Source organism: Sellimonas catena, from assembly GCF_027924685.1.
Classification (GTDB): Bacteria; Bacillota; Clostridia; order Lachnospirales; family Lachnospiraceae; genus Sellimonas; species Sellimonas catena.
This window is the reverse complement of sequence record NZ_BSBO01000029.1, coordinates 1-17,612: the sequence shown is the minus strand read 5'-3', so window position 1 is coordinate 17,612 and position 17,612 is coordinate 1. Positions and strand designations below refer to the sequence as shown.

Here is a 17,612-nt window from a genome sequence, read left to right as displayed (position 1 = left end):
CAAAATCAATTAACTTATCAATTATCAAAATAGAAAGAAACGAGGTAAAACACTATGGAAATGAAATATGTCGTGCCAGATATGGCACAGTCTTTTGGAACTCTTGAATTTGCAGGCGAAAGCGACCATGTTTTTGACAGAGATAAAGATAACCGCAGATTTTTCGCAAGAAGAAGCTACAACCTTTATTCAGATGTACAGAGAGGGGAAAATGTTGTGGTAGAAATTCCCGTGCAGGCTGGCGAAAAGCATTTCAAGTATGAGCAGAAAGTAAAACTTGTCAATCCGAAGTTATACGGCAGAGGTTACGCAATCGGGGATATGGGACATACCGATTATGTGTTGCTTGCTGATGATATTGTAGCAGTTGAAGAAAAGTAAAGGAGTGAAGAATTTATGAGATTATCAAACGGATTTGTCATTGACAAAGAGAAAACATTTGGAGAATTAAAATTTACAGCGGTGCGTGATGTGTTCTTGCAGAATGAGGACGGGACACCGAGTACCCAGCTTAAAAAGCGTATCTATGATTTGAAGTGCAGTCTGCATGGCGGAATTATCCCCGTGTCTGTACCGCCAGAAGTACCGTTAAGGGAATTTCCGTACAATGCAGTTGTGGAGCTTGTCAATCCCGTAGCCGATACGGTATCAAGAAAGACGTTTGGTGGTGCAGATGTGGACTGGTATGTAAAAGCAGAGGATATTGTGTTGAAGAACAAAGGCAACCAGAACGCAGGCAATTCACAGAATAATAACACGCAGGGACAACCGAAAAAATAAAATTAGAGATTAGATTTTTATTGTGAGGTAATTCGTTGAATGATATAATTAGGATAAATTGTGAGGTGCTTATCTATGAAAGTATTAGTTAGTTCATGTATCATGGGAAAAAACTGCAAATATAACGGTGGGAATAATCTCAATCCGAAAGTTGTAGAGTTTCTAAAAGACAAAGAAGTTATCGAGATTTGTCCAGAATTATTAGCGAATATGCCTACACCACGTCCTAGTGCGGAAATAGTAAATGGTATTGTCATGGATATAAATGGAAATATTGTTGATGAGGAATATCGTCATGCGGTACAGTTGGCTTTAAATGAAATAAGAAGTATGGAAATAGATTTAGTTATTCTGCAATCAAGAAGCCCAACTTGTGCAGTCAAGAATATTTATGATGGTAGTTTTACGGGGAAATTGATAAAAGGTCAAGGTCTATTTGCACAAGCGTTAATTGAGGCTGGATATAAAGTGTTGGACTCAGAAGATTTTTAATGAATGGTAATGAAAAAGCAGTTAGTCTTAGGATTGACTGCTTTTTTCGTACCCAGAAAGGAGTGATTGATTTATGCAAAAGATTTGGAACAAAGGACACCGTATCAGAGCCAGCGACAAGCACCTTGTCTACCACTTTTCCATAGGGACACTTCTGTTTGTATTCATGGCGGTTCTCCTACTACTGAATATCAAACAGTTTATGTGTACCGATTGGGAGCATTTCAGCTTGTTAGAGAACGGCTTGACGCTTTCCCCTTACAACTTCATAACCATACTGATAGCGACTGGTGTTTGTGCATTGGTCGCTTTTCTGTATTACCGCTTCTGTTACGACAGTTTCAAGAAGCTCCTGCACCGTCAAAAGCTGGCAAGAATGGTACTGGAAAATAAGTGGTATGAAGCCGATACCGTACAAGACAGCGGTTTTTTTACTGACCTGCAAAGCAGATCAAGGGAAAAAATCGTCTGGTTTCCGAAGATTTATTATCAAATGGAAAAGGGACTGCTTCATATCCGCTGTGAAATTACGCTGGGGAAATATCAAGACCAGCTTTTACGGTTAGAGGATAAATTGGAAAGTGGCTTATATTGCGAGCTGACCGACAAGACCCTGCATGACGGCTATATCGAATATACCCTGCTTTATGATATGATAGCGAACCGCATTACCATTGATGAAGTACGGGCAGAGAACGGCTGTCTTAGGCTTATGAAAAATCTTGTCTGGGAATATGACGCACTCCCTCACGCCTTGATTGCTGGCGGGACTGGTGGTGGTAAAACCTATTTTCTGCTGACGCTCATTGAAGCCCTACTGCATACAAACGCTGTCCTTTATATCTTAGACCCCAAAAATGCGGACTTAGCAGACTTAGGGACAGTTATGGAAAATGTGTACCACACCAAAGAAGAAATGATTGATTGCGTCAATAATTTCTATGAGGGCATGGTACAGCGAAGTGAGGAAATGAAACGACACCCGAACTATAAGACAGGTGAAAACTACGCCCATCTGGGACTGCCACCCTGCTTTCTTATCTTTGATGAATATGTGGCGTTCTTTGAAATGCTGGGGACAAAAGAAAGCGTGAGCCTACTTAGCCAGTTAAAGAAAATCGTTATGTTGGGACGGCAAGCAGGTTACTTCCTTATCGTTGCCTGCCAGCGTCCAGACGCAAAGTATTTTTCGGACGGTATCAGGGATAACTTCAATTTCCGTGTGGGACTTGGACGTATCAGCGAATTAGGTTACGGTATGCTGTTTGGTTCAGATGTGAAAAAGCAGTTTTTCCAGAAGCGTATCAAGGGGCGTGGCTATTGTGATGTGGGAACAAGCGTAATAAGCGAATTTTATACGCCTTTAGTCCCGAAAGGACATGATTTTTTGCAGACTATCGGCTCTCTTGCACAAGCAAGGCAGGACGGGACGGCGACGTGCGAAGCGAAAGGCGACGGCACGGACTAGCCGTTGCTGGTGTGGCGTCAGCCACGCCAGCAGGTAAAACCCCTCGGTATCTAACAGAGGGGTACGTTTGCAAATAGACAATAGACAAAAAACATAGGAAACATAAGGCTTCTGGCATGGTTTCCTAGCAAAATTCAGTTGTGAAGTCGTCTAAAAAAACTTCACACTTGACAGATTGGGGGTATGGTTCTGAATGAAGAACAATGGATAAAAGAATTACGGGAGAAGCGAGTTGCTTACGGTATCTCACAAGGCAGGCTGGCGGTGGCTTCTGGTATCACAAGAGAATATCTCAATAAGATAGAAAGCGGAAAAATGAAGCCGTCAAAGGAGCTTCTGGAAACTCTGCATAAGGAACTGGCAAGGTTCAATCCAGAAGCACCGCTTACCATGCTGTTTGATTATGTGAAAATTCGTTTTCCCACGCTGGATATACAGCACATTATCAAAGATATATTAAAACTGAATATCAATTATATGCTCCATGAAGATTACGGACATTACAGTTATACGGAGCATTATTCTTTAGGGGACATCTTTATTTATACGTCGGCTGACGAAGAAAAAGGTGTCCTTTTAGAGTTAAAGGGGCGTGGTTGCAGGCAGTTTGAAAGTTACCTGTTAGCACAGCAAAGAAGCTGGTATGACTTTCTCATGGACGCACTCGTAGACGGTGGCGTGATGAAGCGTATCGACCTTGCTATCAACGACCATACGGGCATTTTGGATATTCCAGAGCTTGCGGAAAAATGCAGGAAACGGGAATATATCGGAAAGTCCAGAAGTTACAAGTTTTACCAGTCGGGCGAGCTTATCAAGCACAGAGAGGACGACAGAGAATATATGGGGCGTACTCTTTATCTTGGTTCGCTGAAATCAGATGTGTATTTCTGTATTTACGAAAAGGACTATGAGCAGTATGTCAAGTTGGGGACACCGCTTGAAGAAGCCGACATTATTAACCGTTTTGAGATACGGCTTCGGAATGAACGAGCCTATTATGCAGTACGGGATTTGCTGACGTATTATGACGCAGAACAGACCGCCTTTTCTATCATCAATCAGTATGTGCGGTTTGTTGATGAAGAACCAGACAAGCGAAAAAATGACTGGAAGCTCAATGACCGCTGGGCTTGGTTTATCGGCGATAACAGACAGAGCTTGAAGCTGACGACAAAGCCAGAGCCTTACACCTTAGACCGCACATTGCGTTGGGTACAACGGCAGGTAGCACCAACCTTGAAAATGCTGAAAAAGATTGATAAGGGAAACGGTACAGACTACATGGAAATGATTGAACAGCAGGCGAAGCTCACAGAAAAGCATGAAATGATAATCAGACAGCAGACGACCCCTGCAAAAGATTTAGTAGAAAGTTAGGAGTGATAAAAAATGTGGGTATTATTAAAAGACTTCCTGCTGGTATCTATGGGAATGGGTATCGGCGTGGTCTTGATGTGTATTTTGAATGTCGGCAAAGAAGCTGACTGTAAAATGAAACAATTAGAAGAAAGTGAGGACAATTAAATGAATTTCGGACAAAATCTTTACACTTGGTTTTTAAGCAACGCACAGAGCTTAGTGCTTATGGCGATTGTGGTTATCGGTATCTACTTAGGGTTCAAGCGTGAGTTTTCCAAACTTATCGGCTTCTTAGTAGTTGCCTTGATTGCTGTCGGCTTGGTATTCAATGCTGGCGGTGTGAAAGATGTACTGTTAGAGCTGTTCAATAAGATTATCGGTGCATAAAATTTTATTGTAGTGCTGATATGAGAATGGTATAATGTGGATATGAAAAATAACAAATCATGAAACTATGAGGGTGTATTATGAGAGAGAAAAGTTGTATGACAAGAAATTTAATATTTTTATTCATAGGATTATTATTGATATATATGTTGCAAAAAAATGGGAACTTTTTCCCAGTTTTCTTCTTAATTTCTTCGTTATTTCTGATATATAGGAATAGAAAAGAAAAGAGGAAAGTTGATAAAATTGATGTTCTTATAGGTATATTGTTAGCAATATTATCTTTAAATCCGATTTATGCAATATGTATAGGTTTAGGATATGTCGGGGCAAAACAAGTATTTGATAATTCCTCTTATAAAATCAATTTATTCCCTAAAGATAAAAAGGAAGTAATATTTTATGGAATTATCCCTGCTACTTTCCTAATATTACTAAATACAATATGGTTTTTGCAGACTGTTTCTATCAATGTAGGGTTTAGGCTTGAAGCAATTACAGGAAGCCTTATTGCCAGTATTCCAGAAGAATTATTGTATAGATATTTGGTGTTTGCACTATGTGTTATTCTTTGTAATAATCAAATTAGAACAAAAAGTCAAAAGTTTCTTTGTTATTTAATTTTAATTGTACCTCATGTTTTAATGCACTTTCCAGCAGGAGTGGATATATCCTTTATTGATGTAGTTCTAATGAGTATTTTTGGAATAATACTTACTCGTATTCAAATGAAATCTTCATTATTATTAGCAATTATTGTCCACTTTTTAATAGATTTTTTTAGAATAATTATTTTTGGCGTATGAAATTTATACCACAATTTTAATAATTCCATATCCATACACACAAAGCAGTTAGTCTTAGGATTGACTGCTTTTTTCTTACCAAAATTTCAGAGTGGAGTGATGAAATGAACGATATTTTTAAGGATATGCAGGCAAAAGTCGGCTGTGATTATATTTCTGACCTGCCCTCTTACAAGCGTAAGGTATGGCATGAAATGAAACGACTGAACCCTGCCGACTATGAAGAAAGACAGTTAGAAGATTTTTCAAAGTATGTGTTTGGTATGTCGTACCAGACCATAAAAGATGTGATGAAACAACAGAAAGGACGTGAGGAACAATGCAGGAAACAAGGGTGCTGGTGGAAACGAAAGGAACAACTGGCGAAGAAACAACATCATACTGGTTCGACCTGCCGATAGATGTTGCAGAGTTTGAAGAAAAGTTAGGTATCGGTGCAGAAAGTGGGGATTACCGCATTATCGAAAAGGTGTTGCCTTATGCTGATGAAGTTCACGAACATACAAGCGTGTATCAGCTTAACGAATTAGATTTTATGTACCGCCAGCTTTCAAGTGATATGCAGGAAGAATATGTATCACTACTTACGGTGTTTGAGAATTTAGAAGCACTTTATCTTTGCAGGAACGTGATTACGGTTTATCCCGACTGCAAAAGCATGATAGATGTTGCAAGGCAAAAGCTGATGAACGACCCGACGTTCAAGCATTTATCCGAGGACTGTCAAGAATACTATTTCGATTTTGAAGCCTATGCTTCTCACTTGCAGGAACACGGGAAATTTTTAGTAACGGAACACGGTATCTTTGAACTGCCAGAATAGGAAATGAGGTGGTGCTTATGATTGATGATATGGCGGTTTATATTGCTAATCTTGGCAAATACAATGAGGGCTATTTAGTCGGTGCTTGGTTCACGTTCCCCATTGACGAGGAAGATGTGAAAGAAAAAATCGGCTTGAATGAACAGTATGAGGAATACGCTATCCATGATACCGACAACTTCCCCATTGCGATTGGCGAGTATGTTTCCATTGAAGAACTCAACGAGATGTATGAAATGATAGAGGAACTTCCCGACTATATCGTAGAATGTCTGGACGAATTTATCAGCCACTATGGGACGCTGGAAGAAGTCGTGGAACACAAGGACGATATTTATTATTATCCCGACTGTGAAACCATGACAGACGTTGCCTACTACTACATAGACGAATTGCAGGCACTTGGCGACATTCCACACAGCTTACAGAACTATATTGACTATGAAGCCTACGGGCGAGATTTGGATATGGGCGGTTGCTTTATTGAAACAAGCCGAGGTATGTGCGAGATACCATATTAACGCTGGAAGATCAGCGACAAGCATAGTTGCTACTGACAGCGTATTTCTCTTTTAAGGGACAGTCTGAAAATGGCTGTCCTTTTCTATTTTGAAAGGAGCTGAAAGAACTTGAAAAAGATTAAATCTTATACGGGTATCTGGAACGTGGAAAAAGTCTTGTATGCAATCAATGACTTTAACTTACCCTTTCCCGTTACCTTTACACAGATTACATGGTTTGTGATTACAGAATTTATCATCATTCTGTTTGGGGATATTCCCCCACTTTCCATGATTGAGGGAGCATTTCTCAAATATTTTGGTATTCCCGTTGCTCTCACTTGGTTTATGTCGCAGAAAACCTTTGACGGAAAGAAACCGTACAGCTTTTTGAAATCACAGATAACCTATGCCCTGCGACCTAAAATCACTTATGCAGGAAAAGCCGTAAAACTGCATAAGCAGACCTTGAATGAAACAATCACGGCAGTAAGGAGTGTGAACTATGTTCCCGATAAAATATATTGACAACAACCTTGTCTGGAACAAGGACAATGAAGTGTTTGCTTATTATGAGCTGATACCGTATAACTATTCTTTCCTATCCGCAGAGCAGAAATTTATTGTGCATGACAGTTTTCGACAGCTTATCGCACAGTCCCGTGAGGGTAAAATTCATGCCTTGCAGATTGCCACGGAAAGCTCCATACGAAGTATGCAGGAACAGTCAAAGAAACTGGTAACTGGAAAATTAAAGGAAGTTGCTTACCAGAAGATAGACGAACAGACCGAAGCGTTAGTATCTATGATTGGGGACAATCAAGTGGACTACCGCTTTTTTCTTGGCTTTAAGCTCATGGTTACGGAAGAACAGCTCAATCTGAAGAACATCAAAAAATCGGCGTGGCTGACGTTCACGGAATTTCTCCATGAAGTGAACCACACGCTGATGAATGATTTTGTTTCCATGCCGAATGATGAAATCAACCGTTACATGAAAATGGAAAAGTTACTGGAAAATAAAATCTCCCGTCGCTTTAAGGTGCGTCGCTTGGAAATCAACGATTTTGGGTATCTCATGGAACATCTTTACGGCAGGGACGGTATCGCCTATGAAGATTATGAGTATCAGCTACCAAAGAAAAAATTGAACAAAGAAACGCTGATAAAATACTACGACCTTATCCGTCCGACAAGGTGTGTGATTGAAGAAAGCCAGCGATATTTACGCTTGGAACATGAGGACAAGGAAAGTTATGTGTCCTATTTTACCGTCAATGCGATTGTCGGCGAGCTTGATTTTCCGTCAAGTGAAATCTTCTATTTCCAGCAACAGCAATTCACATTCCCCGTTGATACTTCTATGAATGTAGAAATCGTGGAAAATCGAAAAGCATTAACGACAGTCCGCAACAAGAAAAAGGAATTGAAAGACCTTGACAATCACGCTTATCAAGCAGGAAGTGAAACCAGCTCAAATGTGGTGGACGCATTAGACAGCGTGGACGAACTGGAAACGGACTTAGACCAGAGCAAAGAAAGTATGTATAAGTTAAGCTACGTGATACGGGTGTCTGCACCCGATCTTGACGAGCTGAAACGCCGTTGTGATGAAGTCAAGGACTTTTACGACGACCTCAATGTAAAGCTGGTGCGTCCTGCTGGGGATATGCTGGGGCTTCATTCTGAATTTTTACCTGCCAGCAAGCGATATATCAACGACTATGTGCAGTATGTAAAATCAGACTTCTTGGCAGGGCTTGGCTTTGGAGCGACCCAGCAGTTAGGGGAAACTACGGGTATCTATATGGGCTATTCCGTTGATACGGGAAGAAATGTGTACCTGCAACCGTCTTTAGCTTCGCAGGGCGTAAAAGGCACAGTTACAAATGCCCTTGCTTCTGCTTTTGTCGGTTCGCTTGGCGGTGGTAAGTCGTTCTGCAACAATCTTCTTGTGTATTATTCGGTGTTGTTTGGGGGACAAGCGGTTATCTTAGACCCAAAATCAGAGCGTGGCAACTGGAAAGAAACACTTCCAGAAATCGCCCATGAAATCAATATCGTAAATCTTACCAGCGACAAGGACAATGCAGGGCTTCTTGACCCGTTTGTGATTATGAAGAATGTAAAAGACGCTGAAAGTCTGGCAATCGACATCTTGACATTCCTTACGGGTATTTCCTCTAGGGACGGCGAAAAATTCCCCGTACTTCGTAAAGCAGTTCGTTCCGTTACCCAGAGCGACAGTCGGGGGTTGCTCCATGTGATAGACGAGCTACGCCGTGAAGATACGCCCATATCAAGAAATATCGCAGACCATATCGACAGCTTCACGGACTACGACTTTGCACATCTGCTGTTTTCGGACGGTACGGTAGAAAATGCTATCAGTCTGGATAACCAGCTCAATATCATTCAAGTAGCCGATCTTGTACTGCCAGATAAAGACACGACCTTTGAGGAATACACGACCATTGAATTATTGTCGGTGTCTATGCTAATTGTGATTAGTACCTTTGCCCTTGATTTTATCCATTCGGACAGAAGTATTTTTAAGATTGTAGATTTGGACGAAGCATGGGCGTTCTTAAATGTGGCACAAGGGGAAACCTTATCAAATAAGCTGGTTCGTGCTGGACGAGCTATGCAGGCAGGCGTTTATTTTGTTACACAATCTTCTGGTGACGTGTCAAAGGAAAGTCTGAAAAACAATATCGGCTTAAAATTCGCTTTCCGTTCTACTGACATCAACGAGATAAAGCAGACCTTAGAATTTTTCGGTATCGACAAGGACGACGAAAACAACCAGAAACGGCTTCGTGATTTGGAGAACGGACAATGCTTATTGCAGGACTTATACGGGCGTGTCGGTGTGGTGCAGATACACCCAGTCTTTGAAGAACTGCTACACGCCTTTGATACCAGACCGCCCGTACAGAGAAATGAGGTGGAGTGATGAAAGAAAGGATAAAAGGTGCGTTCACAAAAAAGAAGATTTTCCACTTTCTCAAAATGGCTCTGTTCGTGGTGGCACTCTCCCTTATCCTGCTTTCACTTCTGGGGACGGTGGCTCATGCAACGGGGCTTGTGGACGATACCATAAACGCAGAAAATCTTTACTCAAAATATCCCCTTTCCAACTACCAGCTTGATTTTTATGTGGATAATAGCTGGTCGTGGTTGCCGTGGAACTGGCTGGACGGGATTGGAAAATCGGTGCAGTACGGGCTTTACTGCATTACCAACTTTGTCTGGACGATAAGCCTTTATTTAAGCAATGCTACGGGCTATGTGGTGCAGGAAGCCTATAAGCTGGACTTCATTAACGATATGGCAGAGAGTATCGGGCAGAGCATACAGACCCTTGCAGGCGTAACACAGAACGGCTTTTCTTCTACGGGCTTTTATGTTGGTTTCCTGCTTCTCATTATCTTAGTGGTGGGACTTTATGTTGCCTATACGGGACTTATCAAACGGGAAACCAGCAAGGCACTTCACGCCGTTATCAACTTTGTAGTGGTGTTCGTACTGTCCGCTTCGTTTATCGCCTATGCTCCCGATTACATCAAGAAGATAAATGAATTTTCATCAGACATCAGCACCGCTTCTTTGGACTTGGGAACAAAAATCATGCTCCCAAACTCTGACAGCGTGGGCAAGGACAGCGTGGACTTGATACGGGACAGCTTATTTTCTATTCAAGTACAACAGCCGTGGCTACTTCTACAATTCGGTAACAGCAACGCAGAAGAAATCGGGGCAGACCGTGTGGTCGCTCTTGTATCGGCAAGTCCAGAGGACGAGGACGGGAAAACCAGAGAGGAAGTCGTGAAAACAGAAATCGAGGACAACGACAACAACAATCTGACGATACCGCAGGTTGTAAACCGTTTAGGCATGGTGTTCTTCCTACTGTTCTTCAATTTAGGGATAACAATATTTGTATTCTTACTTACGGGCATGATGTTGTTCAGCCAGATACTTTTTATTATCTTTGCAATGTTTTTACCTATCAGTTTTCTACTTTCCATGATACCGAGCTATGAAAGCATGGCAAAGCAGGCAATCGTGAGGGTGTTTAATACCATTATGACACGGGCAGGAATAACGCTCATTGTAACGGTGGCGTTCAGTATTTCCAGTATGTTTTATAACATATCCACAGACTATCCATTTTTCATGGTGGCGTTTTTGCAGATAGTATGTTTCGCTGGTATCTACATGAAGCTGGGCGATTTAATGAGTATGTTCTCTTTGAACGCTAATGACAGTCAAAGCATGGGACGAAGAATTTTCCGCAGACCGTATCTGTTTATGCGACATAGGGCTAGGCGTATGGAACACCGTATTGCAAGGGCGGTAAGTGCTGGCGGTATTTCGGGCGGTGTCGCTGGTGCGGTGGCTGGAAGTGCCGTTGCTGGAAAACGAGCTGAAAGAAAAAATACAGCTTCTAAAGAAAATCGGGGCAATATCACTTCCAGCATGGGACAGCGTGCAGGCTCAAAGGTGGGTGCTGTCTTAGATACGAAAAATAAAGTGAAAGACAAGGCAAACGCTGTCAAAGAAAACATCAAGGATATGCCGACGCAAACCGCTTATGCGGTGTATTCCGCAAAGGAAAAGGCAAAGTCCAGCGTGTCTGACTTTAAGCGTGGCATGGTGCAGGAACAGAAGTCCAGACAGACGGGACGATTGGAAAAGCAGGAACAGCATAGACAAAATATCGCTGACAAGCGTATGGAGCTTCAAAAAGCACAAGAAGCTAGGCAGGCACAGCGAAAGGCTGACAGATCAGCGACAACGGGAGCTACCCGTCCCCATGAGCGACCAGCCACAGCTTCAACCATTCCAAAGCCGAGTACAGAAAAAACGCAGGAAATCAAACGCCCTGCCACAGCGACCACTTCAAAAGCAAGCGAGCCAGTCAAGACAAGCGTTATCAAAGAGCGTCCGCTATCTTCTGGTGCTTCTGATAGAAAAGCAACCCAGCTTACACAGCAAGTACATAGGCAGAATGTAGAAAAAGTAGTATTGCAGGAAACACGCCAGAATTACACCAAAGACCGCAGGAAAAAGGTTCAGCAGACCCATAGCGTCCAGAAGAACCAACAGACCATAGAGAAAAGCCGTAATCTTGTAACGAAGAAAGGACAGAAGAAAAAATGAAACTGAAACATATCGCTCTTATTGGCAGTCTGTTTCCTATCCTCTTTTCTCTGGTGCTTTTCTTTGGTGTCCTCATTAGTGCGGACAGCGACGATGAGAACAGCAATTTTTCTTCTGGCATTACGGGTATGAACCTATCCGCAGAAGTCTTGAAACATCAGCCTATGGTGGAAAAATACGCCAAAGAATACGGTATTTCCGAGTATGTCAATGTATTGTTGGCTATCATTCAAGTAGAAAGTGGCGGTACGGCAGTAGATGTTATGCAGAGTTCGGAAAGTCTTGGTTTACCGCCTAACTCTTTAGATACAGAAAGCTCAATCAAGCAGGGGTGTAAATATTTTGCGTCCCTGCTTTCTTCCTGCAAAAATCAAGGTATCGACGATTTGAATGTAGCGATACAGTCCTATAATTATGGCGGTGGCTATGTGGGATATGTGGCAGGAAAAGGAAAGAAACATACATACAATCTTGCAGAGAGCTTCGCTCGTGAGAAATCGGGTGGAAAGAAAGTAACCTATACGAACCCGATAGCCGTTGCGAAGAATGGGGGCTGGCGGTATGGCTATGGAAATATGTTCTATGTGGAATTAGTCAATCAGTATTTAGCTGTACCGCAGGTATCAGGAGAACTGGCACAAAAGGTAATGAATGAAGCGTTGAAATATCAAGGCTGGAAATATGTGTATGGTGGCAGTAACCCGAACACTTCCTTTGATTGTAGCGGACTTGTGCAATGGTGCTATGGAAAAGCTGGTATCTCTTTACCGAGAACGGCACAGGCACAGTATGACGCTACCCAACATCTTCCACTCTCGCAGGCAAAGGCTGGGGACTTGGTATTTTTCCATTCCACCTATAACGCTGGAAGTTATGTAACACACGTCGGTATTCTTGTTTCGCCGACACAGATGTACCATGCAGGCGACCCGATAGGATATGCAGACCTAAGCAGTAGTTACTGGCAACAGCACTTAATCGGTGCAGGACGAGTAAAACAATAGAAAGGACTTGAAAATATGTTTAAGAAGAATAAGAAACAGACAGAAACTCTCAAAGAACCAAAAGAAAAAAAGGTGCGTACTGTCAAGGTAGGTACACATAAGAAAACCGTGATTGCGTTGTGGGTGGTGCTTATCGCAAGCGTGAGTTTTGGGGGGTATAAGAATTTTACGGCTATCGACCAGCACACGACCCATGAAAAAGAAATCATTGAACTTCGCTTGCAGGACACCAACGGGATAGAAAATTTCGTGAAGAACTTTGCGAAGTCTTATTACACGTGGAATAACAGCAAAGAAGCGATTGAAGCAAGGACGCAGGCAATCAGCAGTTATCTGACAAAGGAATTGCAGGACTTGAATGTTGATACAATCAGAACGGATATACCAACCAGCTCCACAGTTACAGATGTGATTATCTGGTATATCGAGCAATCGGGAACGGACACTTTTTCTGCTACCTACGAAGTAGATCAGCAGATAAAAGAGGGAGAACAGACAAGCAATGTGAAAGCGACCTATATAGTAAAAGTCCATGTAGACGCTGACGGGGATATGGTAATCATTCAGAACCCTACTCTTGCACCAGCAATCGAAAAATCAGACTATGAGCCTAAGACACCAGAAGCAGACGCAAGCGTAGACGCTGATACCGTCAATGACGCTACCGCATTTCTGGAAACATTCTTTAAGCTGTATCCAACAGCCACAGAAAAAGAACTTGCCTATTATGTAACGGGAAATGTGCTTGAACCTATCGGCAGGGACTATCTTTATTCTGAACTGGTAAACCCTATCTTTACAAAGGACGGGGATAATGTGAAAGTCAAGGTTGCCGTGAAATTCCTTGATAATCAAACAAAGGGGACGCAGGTATCGCAATATGAGCTTGTACTACATAAGGATAGCAACTGGAAGATTGTAGGATAAATGATAATAAAGCGTGTATTTCAGTACAGATTTACACGCTTTTTCTATATGGCATAATCATAAATTCCACACAAAAAGTAAGAAATATGTTATAATAAGCTGAAATTATAATAAGGCGGTGGCTAAATGGCAAAACAAAAGTATTCTTTTGACAGCAAGATACACATTTATAGAGCTACAAAACGAATGAGCCAGCAAGAACTCGCTGACCTTGTTGGAGTATCTCGGCAAACGATAATACAGCTTGAAAGAAACCGATACAATCCGTCCATGTTGTTAGCATATAGTATTGCGAAAGTATTTGATGTAGCGATTGAAGATTTATTTGACTTTGAGGAGGCAGAAAAATGATTGAGTGGATAACGCTTTTATTAGACAGCAAATTTTTAATGCGAGCAAATGGAATACTCGGCTTTTTGCTTTTGGGCTTCTTTGTATTCTTCTATTTTTCAAAAGAAGGACGAGATGAAAGAGGTCGAGGACTTATTGCTACTGCTTCGTTAATCGCTTTTGTTGCCTTGTTCTTCCTTTTGAATATTGTGGCAAATAATTTAAGTTGGCTTATGGATAACCATGTTAGGTTAATGAATGGTTTACAGTTATCGTACACCCTATTTCTATTTATTGCTGATATTGCATTGTTGATTTTAAGGAAAATCAAATAGTTTTGAAAAAAGTTAATTTCGCCACGTTTACAACATTTCAGATAAGCGTGGTTGATTTTTTACTTTTGATGTAAGAAATACTTTATAATTAGATTGAAAAGTATTACAATAAAAGAGGGAGAGAACTTCCAACAATTTTGAAAGGAGTTGCGATTATGGCAGACAAACATTTAACAGAAAATTTAAAAGGAAATTATTTTTCAAGCGAAAGAAAAGACATGACATTTTTAAAAGGCATTACTTTAGTTGCGTTACTTCCCATTTGGGCTGGATATGCTTTTGCCCTTTATAATGGAGATAGCAACAATTTGTCAAATTATTCTTTATTGATTTTAGCGTTTTCTGCAATGAATTTTAATGCTATATGCGGAGTAGAAAAAATAGAAAACAAAGTCTTGAATTTGGTTGCTAAGTTGGACGGTGTTTTATTTTTCGTTTGGGTATTTGTAACTATTATTCAATTACTTTTAAAATAAATGGGAAAGGTGTTGTATTATGGCTATCTTAAAAAAAAGAGATATAAAAAAAGCATTGAAAGCAGGAGCAAAAGCTGGCGGTGTATCATTGGCTGATGTTCGGGCTGATATAGAAGCGACGATTGATGAAGCTATGAACAGCACCGACCCAGAAGTGCAGGCGAATTTCAAAAGGTATTTTGGAAATAAACGCCCTACGGCAGAAGAATATATTTATACGATTACCAAAAAGACAAAGATTTAAGAAAAGGAAAAAGGCTTACGTACATGATTGATCACGCAAGCCTTTTTCCTTTTCAGTTACAATTTAATTATAAATGTGTTTTATATTATAAATGCTTAGAAATGGCTAAGAAATTTCAAAATATAGTAGAAAGGCGGAAAAAATATGGATTATGTTTTAGAAACAAGAGGATTAGAAAAAAAGATTAAAAATGAAAACATTATAAAAGGAATTTCTTTGAAAGTACCAAAAGGAGAAACTTATGGTTTATTAGGTCCTAATGGAGCAGGTAAAAGTACAACTATGAAACTCCTTTGCGGACTGTTAAAGGCTAGTAGTGGAGAAATTATTTTTGATGGAAAGAAATGGTCAAAAGATACTTTAAATAAAATAGGTGTTTTAATTGAAAATCCTGCAATTTATGGAAATTTAACTGCGAGAGAAAATATGAAAATTCATGCTTGTATGTTAGGAGTATCAGAAAGTGAAGTAAAACGTGTTCTGACATTGTTAAAAATGGATAAAACCGGAAAGAAAAAAGTCTCAAATTTTTCTCTCGGTATGAAACAACGTTTAGGAATTGCAATAGCTCTTTTAGGCAATCCCAGTCTAGTTATTCTAGATGAACCAACGAATGGATTAGACCCGATTGGTATTCAAGAATTAAGAGATTTAATAAAAAGGTTAAATGAAAGTGGGATTACAGTTTTAGTTTCCAGCCATAATCTTGCAGAAATTCAACACATAGCGTCTTATGTAGGAATTATCATAAATGGAAAATTAAAATATGAGGGAAAAGTGAATAACAATGACAATTTAGAAAATATCTTTATGAATGTTACTAGAGAGGAGGAATATTCTTATGTATAGATTATTTCGTTCAGAATTATTAAAATCGAAGCGAACATTGCTTAGACCAACTCTTTTTATAGGAGCTGTAATATTTTCTGTTTTGCTGATGATAGTTGCAAATTTAGCACCTGATGCTTTAGAAAAATCATGGGAACATTATACAAAGATGATTTTCAATATGTGGACAATATCATTCAATACATTAGGAATTTCATTGCTATGTATATTAACAGAATATACAGAAAAGAAAAATAATACCTATCGTTCGATTTATGTAGAAGCACGTTCAACGAAAAGGGTTTGGATAGCAAAATTATTTGCTTTGGCATTTTATTCATTTATGACCACTGCTCTATTGACTATTTTTGTTTGTATTTTAGCATTACTTAATCATCTTGGGATAAATACGATAATCTCTGTGTTGGAAATGGGTGGTATAACATGGCTAACATCTTTACCTATTATTCCCATTGCTTTGTTTTGTGCGCATAACTTTAAAACTGTGGGAGCATTGGGAATAGGCTTTTTGGGATTTATTTCAGCACCTATCATGGCACCAGAGAATTATTGGATATTTAATCCATACAGTTATGGTGTAAGAGGTGTTGTACCTATTACCAAAATTCACCCAAATGGAATTGTTTTAGAAAATACAAGTGAGTTATTAAACACACATACAATTATAGTAGCTATATTATTAGCTCTTATATGTTTTGCAATATTTACGTTGGTAACATCATTCATTTTTTCGCAAAGAGAGGGAAATTAAAATGTATTTTATGAAAGCCTTACGTGTAGAACATATAAAGAGCAAGCGAACTATGTTAAACATAATTCCTTTCGCATTATCACTTATAGTAACTATTTGTATTTTGTTTATTTGTAGAACGAGTAATAAAGACGAAATTGTTTCTAATAGTTTGTATTATTGGATAAACATTTCATCTATAGCTGTACCTCTGTTGGTGGGAATTTTAGCTGGCATTATGGGAGAACAAGAACAAGAAGCTGGTAATTATCAAGTAATAAGAAAAAGTATTCATAGAGGGCAAAATTTCTTTTTTAAATCTTTATATTTATTAAGTTTATTAGCTTACTTTGTGTTTTTTTCTATGATATTATTATATATTAGTATTTGGAGTGTTTATCACCCAGACAATTTTACGGCTCTTCTATTTTTGAAAACAGCACTTATTTTTATGGTAGGTTCTCTTTTCCTTGTACCTTTTCAACTGTGGAGTAGTTTTTATTTCAATATGGGTGCTTCGATAGGCTTCGGTATTTTTGGAACGATATTTGTTGCTTATATTAGTTCATTACCTATGATTGAAGAAAGAATATGGAGATTAATTCCGTGGACATGGTCTATGAAAACGACAAGTATTTATTTTGATAATAATACTTTGAATGTACAAGGTGTAAATTTACCATTAGATTTAATGATACAATTATTGTTCTTCGTACTTCTTTTTGTTGGAATAGTATTATGGTTTAAAAAATGGGAGGGGCAAACAAAGGGATAAAGGAGAAATTTGTATGGCTAAAATATTAGTAACTAAGACTTCCCATACCTGAAATGGGCTTCGCTCCTTGAAAATTCAATATTTCAGATGACAAAATAGTGATTTATGCCCCTATAGACTCTGGATGGAGTGCGTTACGCAGATATTTCGGTAGTCTT

General features: G+C 39.7%; 23 protein-coding genes. All 23 read left to right on the top strand.

The genetic code is table 11. The annotated features are described in order from the left end of the window. Positions 1 to 54 precede the first annotated feature (54 nt). On the top strand, positions 55 to 381 hold the full coding sequence (locus Selli1_RS13325; RefSeq protein WP_005340715.1) for a YdcP family protein: 327 nt from the start codon (positions 55 to 57) through the stop codon (positions 379 to 381). Between the two features lie 15 nt (positions 382 to 396). After that, positions 397 to 780 (top strand): YdcP family protein, encoded by a 384-nt coding sequence (locus Selli1_RS13320; RefSeq protein ID WP_117570680.1) that lies wholly within the window; start codon positions 397 to 399, stop codon positions 778 to 780. A gap of 75 nt (positions 781 to 855) precedes the next feature. Continuing rightward, positions 856 to 1,272 (top strand): 2-thiouracil desulfurase family protein, encoded by a 417-nt coding sequence (locus tag Selli1_RS13315; RefSeq protein WP_002322983.1) that lies wholly within the window; start codon positions 856 to 858, stop codon positions 1,270 to 1,272. A 73-nt stretch (positions 1,273 to 1,345) separates the two neighbouring features. Next, positions 1,346 to 2,740 (top strand): FtsK/SpoIIIE domain-containing protein, encoded by a 1,395-nt coding sequence (locus Selli1_RS13310; RefSeq protein WP_118744265.1) that lies wholly within the window; start codon positions 1,346 to 1,348, stop codon positions 2,738 to 2,740. 183 nt (positions 2,741 to 2,923) lie between these two features. Next, the gene (mobT, locus tag Selli1_RS13305) at positions 2,924 to 4,120 is read left to right on the top strand and encodes a MobT family relaxase (protein ID WP_118744266.1); all 1,197 of its coding nucleotides are present in this window, start codon (positions 2,924 to 2,926) and stop codon (positions 4,118 to 4,120) included. A gap of 12 nt (positions 4,121 to 4,132) precedes the next feature. After that, positions 4,133 to 4,267: a DUF3789 domain-containing protein gene (locus Selli1_RS13300; protein WP_117536720.1), complete on the top strand. Its 135-nt coding sequence runs from the start codon at positions 4,133 to 4,135 to the stop codon at positions 4,265 to 4,267. After that, on the top strand, positions 4,268 to 4,489 hold the full coding sequence (locus tag Selli1_RS13295; protein ID WP_009265886.1) for a hypothetical protein: 222 nt from the start codon (positions 4,268 to 4,270) through the stop codon (positions 4,487 to 4,489). Between the two features lie 80 nt (positions 4,490 to 4,569). After that, a complete protein-coding gene (locus Selli1_RS13290) occupies positions 4,570 to 5,295 on the top strand; it encodes a CPBP family intramembrane glutamic endopeptidase (protein ID WP_117536709.1) in 726 nt (241 codons plus the stop codon). Positions 5,296 to 5,399: 104 nt separating this feature from the next. After that, positions 5,400 to 5,696 carry a conjugal transfer protein gene (locus tag Selli1_RS13285; RefSeq protein WP_281873348.1) on the top strand — a complete coding sequence of 99 codons (297 nt, stop codon included), beginning with the start codon at positions 5,400 to 5,402 and terminating at the stop codon, positions 5,694 to 5,696. Beyond that, the gene (locus Selli1_RS13280; protein WP_117441985.1) at positions 5,615 to 6,118 is read left to right on the top strand and encodes an antirestriction protein ArdA; all 504 of its coding nucleotides are present in this window, start codon (positions 5,615 to 5,617) and stop codon (positions 6,116 to 6,118) included. The genes Selli1_RS13285 and Selli1_RS13280 overlap by 82 nt, the downstream gene beginning before the upstream one ends. 17 nt (positions 6,119 to 6,135) lie before the next feature. Further along, on the top strand, positions 6,136 to 6,639 hold the full coding sequence (locus tag Selli1_RS13275) for an antirestriction protein ArdA (protein WP_117788345.1): 504 nt from the start codon (positions 6,136 to 6,138) through the stop codon (positions 6,637 to 6,639). A 108-nt stretch (positions 6,640 to 6,747) separates the two neighbouring features. Then, positions 6,748 to 7,146 carry a conjugal transfer protein gene (locus Selli1_RS13270; RefSeq protein ID WP_004843362.1) on the top strand — a complete coding sequence of 133 codons (399 nt, stop codon included), beginning with the start codon at positions 6,748 to 6,750 and terminating at the stop codon, positions 7,144 to 7,146. Continuing rightward, entirely contained in the window at positions 7,124 to 9,574 is a 2,451-nt protein-coding gene (tcpF, locus tag Selli1_RS13265) for a conjugal transfer ATPase TcpF (protein WP_117788347.1), read from the top strand. Before Selli1_RS13270 ends, tcpF begins: the two co-directional genes overlap by 23 nt. Next, positions 9,574 to 11,784: a CD3337/EF1877 family mobilome membrane protein gene (locus tag Selli1_RS13260; protein ID WP_281873302.1), complete on the top strand. Its 2,211-nt coding sequence runs from the start codon at positions 9,574 to 9,576 to the stop codon at positions 11,782 to 11,784. The genes tcpF and Selli1_RS13260 overlap by 1 nt, the downstream gene beginning before the upstream one ends. Next, the gene (locus tag Selli1_RS13255) at positions 11,781 to 12,788 is read left to right on the top strand and encodes a C40 family peptidase (RefSeq protein ID WP_281873300.1); all 1,008 of its coding nucleotides are present in this window, start codon (positions 11,781 to 11,783) and stop codon (positions 12,786 to 12,788) included. The genes Selli1_RS13260 and Selli1_RS13255 overlap by 4 nt, the downstream gene beginning before the upstream one ends. A 15-nt stretch (positions 12,789 to 12,803) precedes the next feature. Continuing rightward, the gene (locus Selli1_RS13250) at positions 12,804 to 13,715 is read left to right on the top strand and encodes a conjugal transfer protein (protein ID WP_117536413.1); all 912 of its coding nucleotides are present in this window, start codon (positions 12,804 to 12,806) and stop codon (positions 13,713 to 13,715) included. Between the two features lie 126 nt (positions 13,716 to 13,841). Then, positions 13,842 to 14,066 (top strand): helix-turn-helix transcriptional regulator, encoded by a 225-nt coding sequence (locus tag Selli1_RS13245; RefSeq protein ID WP_004613729.1) that lies wholly within the window; start codon positions 13,842 to 13,844, stop codon positions 14,064 to 14,066. After that, positions 14,063 to 14,380, top strand: a complete 318-nt coding sequence (locus Selli1_RS13240) for a hypothetical protein (RefSeq protein WP_055153732.1) — start codon at positions 14,063 to 14,065, stop codon at positions 14,378 to 14,380. Before Selli1_RS13245 ends, Selli1_RS13240 begins: the two co-directional genes overlap by 4 nt. 155 nt (positions 14,381 to 14,535) lie before the next feature. Further along, positions 14,536 to 14,856 carry a hypothetical protein gene (locus tag Selli1_RS13235; protein ID WP_117441979.1) on the top strand — a complete coding sequence of 107 codons (321 nt, stop codon included), beginning with the start codon at positions 14,536 to 14,538 and terminating at the stop codon, positions 14,854 to 14,856. A 19-nt stretch (positions 14,857 to 14,875) separates the two neighbouring features. Next, positions 14,876 to 15,100, top strand: coding sequence for a hypothetical protein (locus tag Selli1_RS13230; RefSeq protein WP_117441978.1), 225 nt, complete (start codon positions 14,876 to 14,878; stop codon positions 15,098 to 15,100). Between the two features lie 144 nt (positions 15,101 to 15,244). Next, the gene (locus Selli1_RS13225) at positions 15,245 to 15,949 is read left to right on the top strand and encodes a lantibiotic protection ABC transporter ATP-binding subunit (protein WP_117441977.1); all 705 of its coding nucleotides are present in this window, start codon (positions 15,245 to 15,247) and stop codon (positions 15,947 to 15,949) included. After that, positions 15,942 to 16,700 carry a lantibiotic immunity ABC transporter MutE/EpiE family permease subunit gene (locus Selli1_RS13220; RefSeq protein WP_117441976.1) on the top strand — a complete coding sequence of 253 codons (759 nt, stop codon included), beginning with the start codon at positions 15,942 to 15,944 and terminating at the stop codon, positions 16,698 to 16,700. Before Selli1_RS13225 ends, Selli1_RS13220 begins: the two co-directional genes overlap by 8 nt. Position 16,701: 1 nt before the next feature. Then, positions 16,702 to 17,454: a lantibiotic immunity ABC transporter MutG family permease subunit gene (locus tag Selli1_RS13215; protein ID WP_117441975.1), complete on the top strand. Its 753-nt coding sequence runs from the start codon at positions 16,702 to 16,704 to the stop codon at positions 17,452 to 17,454. The last annotated feature ends 158 nt before the right edge of the window (positions 17,455 to 17,612 follow it).

Excerpts from the sequence above, each read along its gene's own strand:
- Selli1_RS13325 (WP_005340715.1), top strand. The coding sequence starts at position 55 with ATGGAAATGAAATATGTCGTGCCAGATATGGCACAGTCTTTTGGAACT.
- Selli1_RS13320 (WP_117570680.1), top strand. The coding sequence starts at position 397 with ATGAGATTATCAAACGGATTTGTCATTGACAAAGAGAAAACATTTGGA.
- Selli1_RS13315 (WP_002322983.1), top strand. The coding sequence starts at position 856 with ATGAAAGTATTAGTTAGTTCATGTATCATGGGAAAAAACTGCAAATAT.
- Selli1_RS13310 (WP_118744265.1), top strand. The coding sequence starts at position 1,346 with ATGCAAAAGATTTGGAACAAAGGACACCGTATCAGAGCCAGCGACAAG.
- mobT (WP_118744266.1), top strand. The coding sequence starts at position 2,924 with ATGGTTCTGAATGAAGAACAATGGATAAAAGAATTACGGGAGAAGCGA.
- Selli1_RS13300 (WP_117536720.1), top strand. The coding sequence starts at position 4,133 with ATGTGGGTATTATTAAAAGACTTCCTGCTGGTATCTATGGGAATGGGT.
- Selli1_RS13295 (WP_009265886.1), top strand. The coding sequence starts at position 4,268 with ATGAATTTCGGACAAAATCTTTACACTTGGTTTTTAAGCAACGCACAG.
- Selli1_RS13290 (WP_117536709.1), top strand. The coding sequence starts at position 4,570 with ATGAGAGAGAAAAGTTGTATGACAAGAAATTTAATATTTTTATTCATA.
- Selli1_RS13285 (WP_281873348.1), top strand. The coding sequence starts at position 5,400 with ATGAACGATATTTTTAAGGATATGCAGGCAAAAGTCGGCTGTGATTAT.
- Selli1_RS13280 (WP_117441985.1), top strand. The coding sequence starts at position 5,615 with ATGCAGGAAACAAGGGTGCTGGTGGAAACGAAAGGAACAACTGGCGAA.
- Selli1_RS13275 (WP_117788345.1), top strand. The coding sequence starts at position 6,136 with ATGATTGATGATATGGCGGTTTATATTGCTAATCTTGGCAAATACAAT.
- tcpF (WP_117788347.1), top strand. The coding sequence starts at position 7,124 with ATGTTCCCGATAAAATATATTGACAACAACCTTGTCTGGAACAAGGAC.
- Selli1_RS13260 (WP_281873302.1), top strand. The coding sequence starts at position 9,574 with ATGAAAGAAAGGATAAAAGGTGCGTTCACAAAAAAGAAGATTTTCCAC.
- Selli1_RS13255 (WP_281873300.1), top strand. The coding sequence starts at position 11,781 with ATGAAACTGAAACATATCGCTCTTATTGGCAGTCTGTTTCCTATCCTC.
- Selli1_RS13250 (WP_117536413.1), top strand. The coding sequence starts at position 12,804 with ATGTTTAAGAAGAATAAGAAACAGACAGAAACTCTCAAAGAACCAAAA.
- Selli1_RS13245 (WP_004613729.1), top strand. The coding sequence starts at position 13,842 with ATGGCAAAACAAAAGTATTCTTTTGACAGCAAGATACACATTTATAGA.
- Selli1_RS13240 (WP_055153732.1), top strand. The coding sequence starts at position 14,063 with ATGATTGAGTGGATAACGCTTTTATTAGACAGCAAATTTTTAATGCGA.
- Selli1_RS13235 (WP_117441979.1), top strand. The coding sequence starts at position 14,536 with ATGGCAGACAAACATTTAACAGAAAATTTAAAAGGAAATTATTTTTCA.
- Selli1_RS13230 (WP_117441978.1), top strand. The coding sequence starts at position 14,876 with ATGGCTATCTTAAAAAAAAGAGATATAAAAAAAGCATTGAAAGCAGGA.
- Selli1_RS13225 (WP_117441977.1), top strand. The coding sequence starts at position 15,245 with ATGGATTATGTTTTAGAAACAAGAGGATTAGAAAAAAAGATTAAAAAT.
- Selli1_RS13220 (WP_117441976.1), top strand. The coding sequence starts at position 15,942 with ATGTATAGATTATTTCGTTCAGAATTATTAAAATCGAAGCGAACATTG.
- Selli1_RS13215 (WP_117441975.1), top strand. The coding sequence starts at position 16,702 with ATGTATTTTATGAAAGCCTTACGTGTAGAACATATAAAGAGCAAGCGA.